Annotated in this window: 7 protein-coding genes and 1 pseudogene; 3 read left to right on the top strand and 5 right to left on the bottom strand. The window is 38.3% G+C overall.

Going from position 1 to position 6598, the window contains the following annotated elements:
- On the bottom strand, window positions 1-1282 hold a 1282-nt coding region (locus AC1DSB_RS12210; protein ID WP_477586801.1), incomplete at its 3' end, for a catalase.
- A 218-nt stretch (window positions 1283-1500) separates the two neighbouring features.
- On the opposite strand from AC1DSB_RS12210, the gene AC1DSB_RS12205 reads away from it, so the two are divergent.
- Complete coding sequence (locus AC1DSB_RS12205; protein ID WP_477532180.1) at window positions 1501-2367, top strand: GNAT family N-acetyltransferase; 867 nt, start codon at window positions 1501-1503, stop codon at window positions 2365-2367.
- A gap of 15 nt (window positions 2368-2382) precedes the next feature.
- Here AC1DSB_RS12205 and AC1DSB_RS12200 read toward each other — a convergent pair whose 3' ends face one another.
- From AC1DSB_RS12200 to AC1DSB_RS12185, 4 genes are all read right to left on the bottom strand, one after another.
- A complete protein-coding gene (locus tag AC1DSB_RS12200) occupies window positions 2383-2850 on the bottom strand; it encodes an STAS domain-containing protein (protein ID WP_016429052.1) in 468 nt (155 codons plus the stop codon).
- Between the two features lie 80 nt (window positions 2851-2930).
- Entirely contained in the window at window positions 2931-3251 is a 321-nt protein-coding gene (locus tag AC1DSB_RS12195) for a thioredoxin family protein (RefSeq protein ID WP_016429051.1), read from the bottom strand.
- A gap of 71 nt (window positions 3252-3322) precedes the next feature.
- Window positions 3323-3637, bottom strand: a complete 315-nt coding sequence (locus tag AC1DSB_RS12190) for a spore coat protein (RefSeq protein WP_016429050.1) — start codon at window positions 3635-3637, stop codon at window positions 3323-3325.
- Complete coding sequence (locus AC1DSB_RS12185; protein WP_477532178.1) at window positions 3634-3894, bottom strand: hypothetical protein; 261 nt, start codon at window positions 3892-3894, stop codon at window positions 3634-3636. Before AC1DSB_RS12185 ends, AC1DSB_RS12190 begins: the two co-directional genes overlap by 4 nt.
- Before the next feature lie 187 nt (window positions 3895-4081).
- On the opposite strand from AC1DSB_RS12185, the pseudogene AC1DSB_RS12180 reads away from it, so the two are divergent.
- Both AC1DSB_RS12180 and AC1DSB_RS12175 read left to right on the top strand, forming a co-directional pair.
- Window positions 4082-4399, top strand: a pseudogene (locus AC1DSB_RS12180) (proline dehydrogenase family protein); the annotation flags it as partial.
- A 286-nt stretch (window positions 4400-4685) separates the two neighbouring features.
- Window positions 4686-6598 (top strand): 3-hydroxyacyl-CoA dehydrogenase/enoyl-CoA hydratase family protein (locus AC1DSB_RS12175; RefSeq protein ID WP_477586800.1); only part of this gene is annotated, 1913 nt, incomplete at its 3' end.

Here is a 6598-nt window from a genome sequence, read left to right as displayed (position 1 = left end):
CATCATAACTACGGTAAATTTCACCAGCCTGGCCGAAATTATTTGTTTTCTCGATATGATTCTTACCTGCAACGACAGTAATAGGTTGATTGACTTCTTTAAATTCTGGTGCTTCTTTAGGTTCTGTATCGAAACTATTAGGCTCGTAATTAATGCGTGAAGTTTGTTGGCCAATCGGCATGAAACCATCACGTTGGTTATTGTGTACAGGAACTTTTGGTTGGTTAATCGGCAATTGCAAGTAGTTCGGTCCTACACGGTGACGCTGAGTATCTGAATAAGAGAACAGGCGACCTTGCAGCATTTTATCTTCAGAAGGCTGAATACCAGGTACAAGTACACCAGGATTAAATCCAACAGATTCTGTCTCTGCAAAGAAGTTATCCACGTTACGGTTTAATATCATCGTACCAACCAACTCATAAGGGAAATCTTTTTCTAGCCAATCCTTCGTCGCATCTAGTGGATCGAAATCAAAGTTATCCATGTCCTCTGGTTTTAATGTTTGAACATATAAATCCCACTCAGGATAGTCACCACGTTCAATTGCTTCGTACAAATCACGTGTAGCATGACTAAAATCTTTTCCTTGCTGTTCTGCCGCTTCTTCAATTGTCATGTTTTTAATGCCCTGTTTAGGAACCCAACGAAGTTTTATATATGTAGTTTTGCCATCTTCGCTGATCCATTTGAATGAATGCACAGAAGATCCACGAATGTGACGGTAATCTTGAGGGATTCCTTCATCTGTAAACAAGTGAATGAGCATATTTGTCGATTCAGGCGAAAGACCCATGAAATCAAAAAGACGTGAAGCATCTTGAAGATTCGTACGTGGATCTGGTTTTAATGAGTGAATAACATCAGGGAACTTGATTGCATCCCGGATAAAGAATACAGGCAAATTATTCCCAACAAAATCATAGTTGCCTTCTTCTGTATAGAATTTTACTGAGAATCCACGTGGATCTCGAGCAGTTTCTGGTGAGTGTAGCCCGTGAATGACGGTAGAGAATCGAGTGAATACTGGCGTTTCTTGCCCTTCATTTTGTAAGAAAGCAGCTCTTGTATATTTTTTCATACTGTTTTTGACGACGAATGTACCGTGGGCAGCAGCTCCACGAGCATGTACAACTCGTTCAGGAACACGTTCACGGTCAAAGTGAGCTAATTTTTCTATTAATTGATAATCCTCTAAAAGTGTTGGGCCACGTTCACCCGCAGTTCGGGAATTTTGATTATCGCCGATTGGTACACCTTGGTTAGTTGTAAGCTTTTTCATTGTATCGACTCCTTATTTATAATTATTACAAAAAAGAACTAATTCAAATGTAAAGTATATTTAAGTAATTATCAAGTAATATGATTGAGTGAAAGACTAAAAATTTTTACTAGCTTGTAGACTTGTAGAAGATGAAAAAATGCAATAATAGAAGAGAAAGAATCTTTCCACAAATTCAATCGTTAAGTTAAAAATCACTAACAAAGGGGGAATAACTGGTGAATATCACATATAAACGGTTATCATTGTTAAATTTTGAAGATGCACTTGCTTTGTTCAATAAAGGTTTTGAAGGATACCTAATCCCGATGCATTTAACAATGGAACAGTTTGTTGGACGCTTTGGCAACGAAGGATTGTCGGTGGAACTATCAGTTGTAGCTTTTGATGGAAACACACCAATTGGGTTTATTCTGCAAGGAATAAGAGAAAATGACGGAGTTAAAATTTCCTGGAATGGTGGTACGGGGATCATTCCTGAATATCGGGGTAAGGGCGTTGGACTTCACCTAATGAAAGAAGCAGAGCGCATTCTTGTGGAAAATGAAGTAGCCTTTGCAACTTTAGAGGCTTTGTCTGAAAACGAGCCTGCAATCAAATTATATGAAAAGTGTGGATACGAAATTCAGGATAAGGTTGTATTTTTATCTGGTTCCGGAAAACTAATCGACAAACTGCCTGAATTAGGAGAGTACGAATTAGAAAGATTTCCTGCGTTTCTAGCCATTGGATCAGATCTTTTTCCAACGCTCGTCCCGTGGCAAACAGCCGAGAGTGTCGCACCCAAAGTCGGTGGAGAAGTAGTGAATTTGTTAAAAGAGGGAGAAATAAAAGCATCCTGTTTAATTCGAAAAAGAGGAATTTATAATAATCCTTCTGAAGGAATTACCTTATTCCAAGTGGCTTCCAGAGACGAACAACATGAGGTTAACCTTCTATTGGCACATGCACTTGAATATGATCAACCTGTTAGTCGATCTACATACAACTTTATGACGGGTAAAGGCAATGTGGTATCTTTACTACAGGAAAGTGGTTTTGAAAATACAGCAATTTCACAAGTCTTTATGCTCAAGAAATACTAAAAAACAACCAATCATTCACCCAAGGGAGTGAAGCGATTGGTTGTTTTCTTTTAATAGACGTTGAAGAGCTGCGCGGAAATTCACATACGTTTCGATTTCCACTTGAATACCTGCATGAACTATTTCTCGGACAAATCGAGGATTAAAACCAACATAAATCGGACGAATACCCATTAGTTTAAGTGAGTTATTCAGTTGGTAAATTTCCGTTGCCAAATCATTGTAATCAAATGATGCAACGTCTTCTACTGTAACTCCAGTAAAATCAAAGATAGCTCGCTCCGTTTCACGATGGGTTCCTGCATATTGAAGTGCTTTGGTTTGAATCATATCAAAGCGTTCTTTGAACATATATCCGGCAATCGGAATCAATATTGTATTTGGTACGACAGAAGGAATCACTGGGGCAGACATGTTCTTGATAATATTTTCATAGTATTTAACTTTCTCTTTCAGTTGTTGCAATTCAAGTTCTTGAGTCATTTTACACCTCAGTGATTATTTTCACTAAGTATAGCATAATCTATTCTTGATTCTGCACGAAAAAAGGATAGACACGAGGTCTATCCTTTTTGACTCTGCAAAAATTCAGTTACTTGTTCAGGTGATTTTGCATTTGCACTGTGCAAATGAGCTTTCTTTTCGCTATCCTGATAAATCAGTAAGCTTGGAATGCCCATAACATCATACTTCTCAGCAATTTCAGGAAGTTCGTCGCGATTCACTTCGTACCAAGTGTATTGTTTATACTCTTCAACGATTGGATCAATGAACATGTCCATACGAGTACAATCAGGGCACCATCCAGCAGTGAATTTTACGATGACTTCATTATCAGAAGAAATAATGTCATTAAATTGTTCAGTTGTTGTAATAGATTTCATTTTTGTTCCTCCTCGACTTCTATAGGAACAGTTTACACGGTTTTACTTCCATCGGATAGCAATTTGTTTCATTACTGAAGCTGTTGCTTGTATCCCTGGAATTGTTGTGTCGCTTGTTGGATTTCTTTAGGATCTGCCGGTGTCAATTTATACCAACCATGCTTGAACATTAAGTCGTAAAGGCTACGTTGTTGTTTGGATGTAGCTCTTAATTGAGTGAAAATGGTTTGATATAGCGCATCATGGCTGGCCTCATGCATTGCCGTTGCATAAGAATTACATAAATATTTTTCAGTAGAAAGGGCATCATTTAAGATGTCGCGATCGTTTAATTGCGGTGTTTCAACATAAGGAGTTTGTGGATTTTTCACTGTTTGCTGATTCATGAAACAGAACCTCCTTCATTTTGTTTCAGTAACTTGAGCAACTCGTCGTAATGATTACTGTGCATTTGTTCAGCTGTCTCAAATTCCTTCTTCAAATCAGGGAGTTGGCAATTTTCAGCCGCCCAATTCATTTTTTTAGCTGCCAGCAAATTCCATGACATCATATCTGTCAAGTAGCTGAAATCTTTTGAAGAAACCATTTTAGGGGGTTCGGGAAATAAAATTGGCTGTTCTTTTTGTTGTGAAAATAAATTCATGTAATGTATCCTCCTTTTCGTTTTAGTGTGAGGCAGAAATGATTATATATACATTTTCCGTTTAGTTTCTTTTGTAAAAAAAGATATTAGAATAGTTATGTATATATATAGGAAAGAACATACTAATAAAGTGTATTTGAATAGAGGAGGCTGGAACTCATGATCGAACAATCGATGCGTGAATTCCAAAATTGATGTGGATGAGAATTTCAAAAAAATCATTAAAACCCATTTATTGAATGGTAACTATACGGCCATTGCTTCTCATGACGAAGCAATGTATACGAAAGAATTAGTTAAGGAACATGGGATTGCAAGCAATCAATTCGAGTTCCAGATGTTGTTTGGTATTCGTGAAGAATTACAGCGCCAACTCGTAAAAGAAGGCCATAAAATGCGTATTTATGTCCCATATGGGTCTGATTGGTATGGTTATTTTATGAGACGCTTAGCTGAACGGCCAGCAAATGTTGCGTTTGTTGCCAATGGTATTTTGAATAAATAATAGGAGAGGAGATGCCAACTAGCATCTCCTTTTTGAATTAGACTTTGAAAAGTTTTATTTGAATTCTTCAGCTACATAGTGCATACAAAAAATACGCCTTTCATAGAATAAAAGGACGCAATAGTTAGCAAGATTTTTCGGGGTAAATTTTGGTTTTTAATAATCATTTAAATATTGCGAAAAAAATGAAAATGAACTAAACTAATAGACATAGAGGTTGTTTCTATTTTTTTTCATTAAAAAATGAATGAGTATTCATTCAAAAACTCTAAAGGAGGCTTTGCACGTGACTTATCAAATTAAAAAGGCTGCTGTTCTGGGTTCTGGCGTTATGGGTTCAGGAATCGCTGCTCACTTAGCAAATATCGGAATTCCAACTTTATTGCTTGACATGGTACCTCGAGATTTAAAAGAAGAGGACAAAAATAATTCAAAAGCTCGTAATCAAATAGCCCAAGGTGCACTAGAGAAACTTTTAAAACAAAAGCCCGCACCCCTAGCATCAAAGAAAAATCTTACATTATTGACAGCAGGAAATCTCGAAGACGACTTGGATAAATTAAAAGATGTCGACTGGATTATCGAAGTTATTGTAGAAAATCTGGATATTAAAAAAGGTCTTTACGAGAAAATTGACGCGGTTCGTAAGCCAGGCACAATTGTCAGTTCTAATACTTCCGGCATTAGCATCAATGCAATGGCTGAAGGACGAAGTGAAGATTTTCAGAAGCACTTCCTTGGCACTCATTTCTTCAATCCGCCACGTTATTTAAAACTGTTGGAAGTTATACCAGCTCATCATACGCTCCCGGAAGTTGTAGTATTCATGCAAACATTCGGTGAGGATCGTTTAGGAAAAGGTGTTGTTCTTGCGAAAGACACACCAAACTTTATTGCGAACCGCATTGGTACGTATGGCCTTCTTGTGACACTTCGTGAAATGCTGGCAAGAGGCTACTCGATTGGTGAAGTAGATTCCATTACGGGTCCTGTCATTGGTCGTCCGAAATCGGCGACGTTCCGTACGCTTGATGTGGTCGGGTTGGATACTTTTGGTCACGTCGCAAAAAACGTTTACGACCAGACTACAGGTGACGAACAAAAAGTGTTCGAATTGCCAACCTTGATTACTAATATGCTTGAAAACGGCTGGTTAGGTGCAAAATCTGGTCAAGGATTTTTCCTGAAAAAAGGTAAAGAAATTCTTGAATTGAATGCTGAAACGATGGAGTACGAACCAGTGAAGAAGCTGAAAACCCCTTCATTGGAAATGGCGAAGCAACAAAAAGGTCTTGCAGCTAAAGTGAAAACATTAACTTATGCTAAAGATCGCACGGGAGAATTACTGTGGAGCATTTTAGCACCTACATTGTCCTATTCCGCAAAACTACATGGAGAAATTGCAGATGATATCGTGGCAATCGATAATGCGATGAAGTGGGGGTTTGGATGGGAACAAGGACCATTTGAAGTATGGGATGCCATCGGCGTAAAAGAGTCCACTGAAAAAATGGCAGCGGAAGGGTTGGAAATTCCAGCTTTCACACAAAGCTTACTTGATCAAGGATTCGATTCCTTCTATAAAGAAGACAATGGAGATTTGTATTTCTTCAATGGTGAGGGTTATTCATTGGTTCCAACGAATGAAAAAGTAATTAACTTAAAACGTTACAAGAAAAAACATGGCGTAATCAAGAAAAATTCAGGTGCCAGTTTAATAGATTTAGGAGATGGGATTGCTTTACTGGAGTTCCATTCACAATCAAATGCAATCGGGCTCGATATTATCCAAATGATTAACTTTGCAGTTGATGAAGTAGAGAAAACCTTTAAAGGTCTTGTGATTGGTAACCAGGGGAAAAACTTCTGTGTAGGCGCAAACCTTGGCATGATTCTTATGGAGGCCCAGGACGACAATATTTTTGAACTGGATTTCGTCGTGCGTTCGTTCCAAAACGCCATGATGAAAATAAAGTATTGTTCGAAACCTGTAGTGGCAGCTCCATTCGGCATGACGCTTGGTGGCGGGGCGGAAGCATGTCTGCCAGCTGCACACATTCAAGCATCTCATGAAACATATATGGGATTAGTTGAGGTGGGAGTGGGACTCATTCCTGGAGGCGGCGGAAATAAAGAATTGTATATGAAACACTTAAAAGGCTTACCAACGGGTGTTCATGTCGATTATCAGTACGTGGC

This window comes from Paenisporosarcina sp. P4_E4_2, assembly GCF_056401595.1.
The sequence above is the reverse complement of the archived record's forward strand: the minus strand, read 5'-3'. Positions and strand labels throughout refer to the sequence as shown.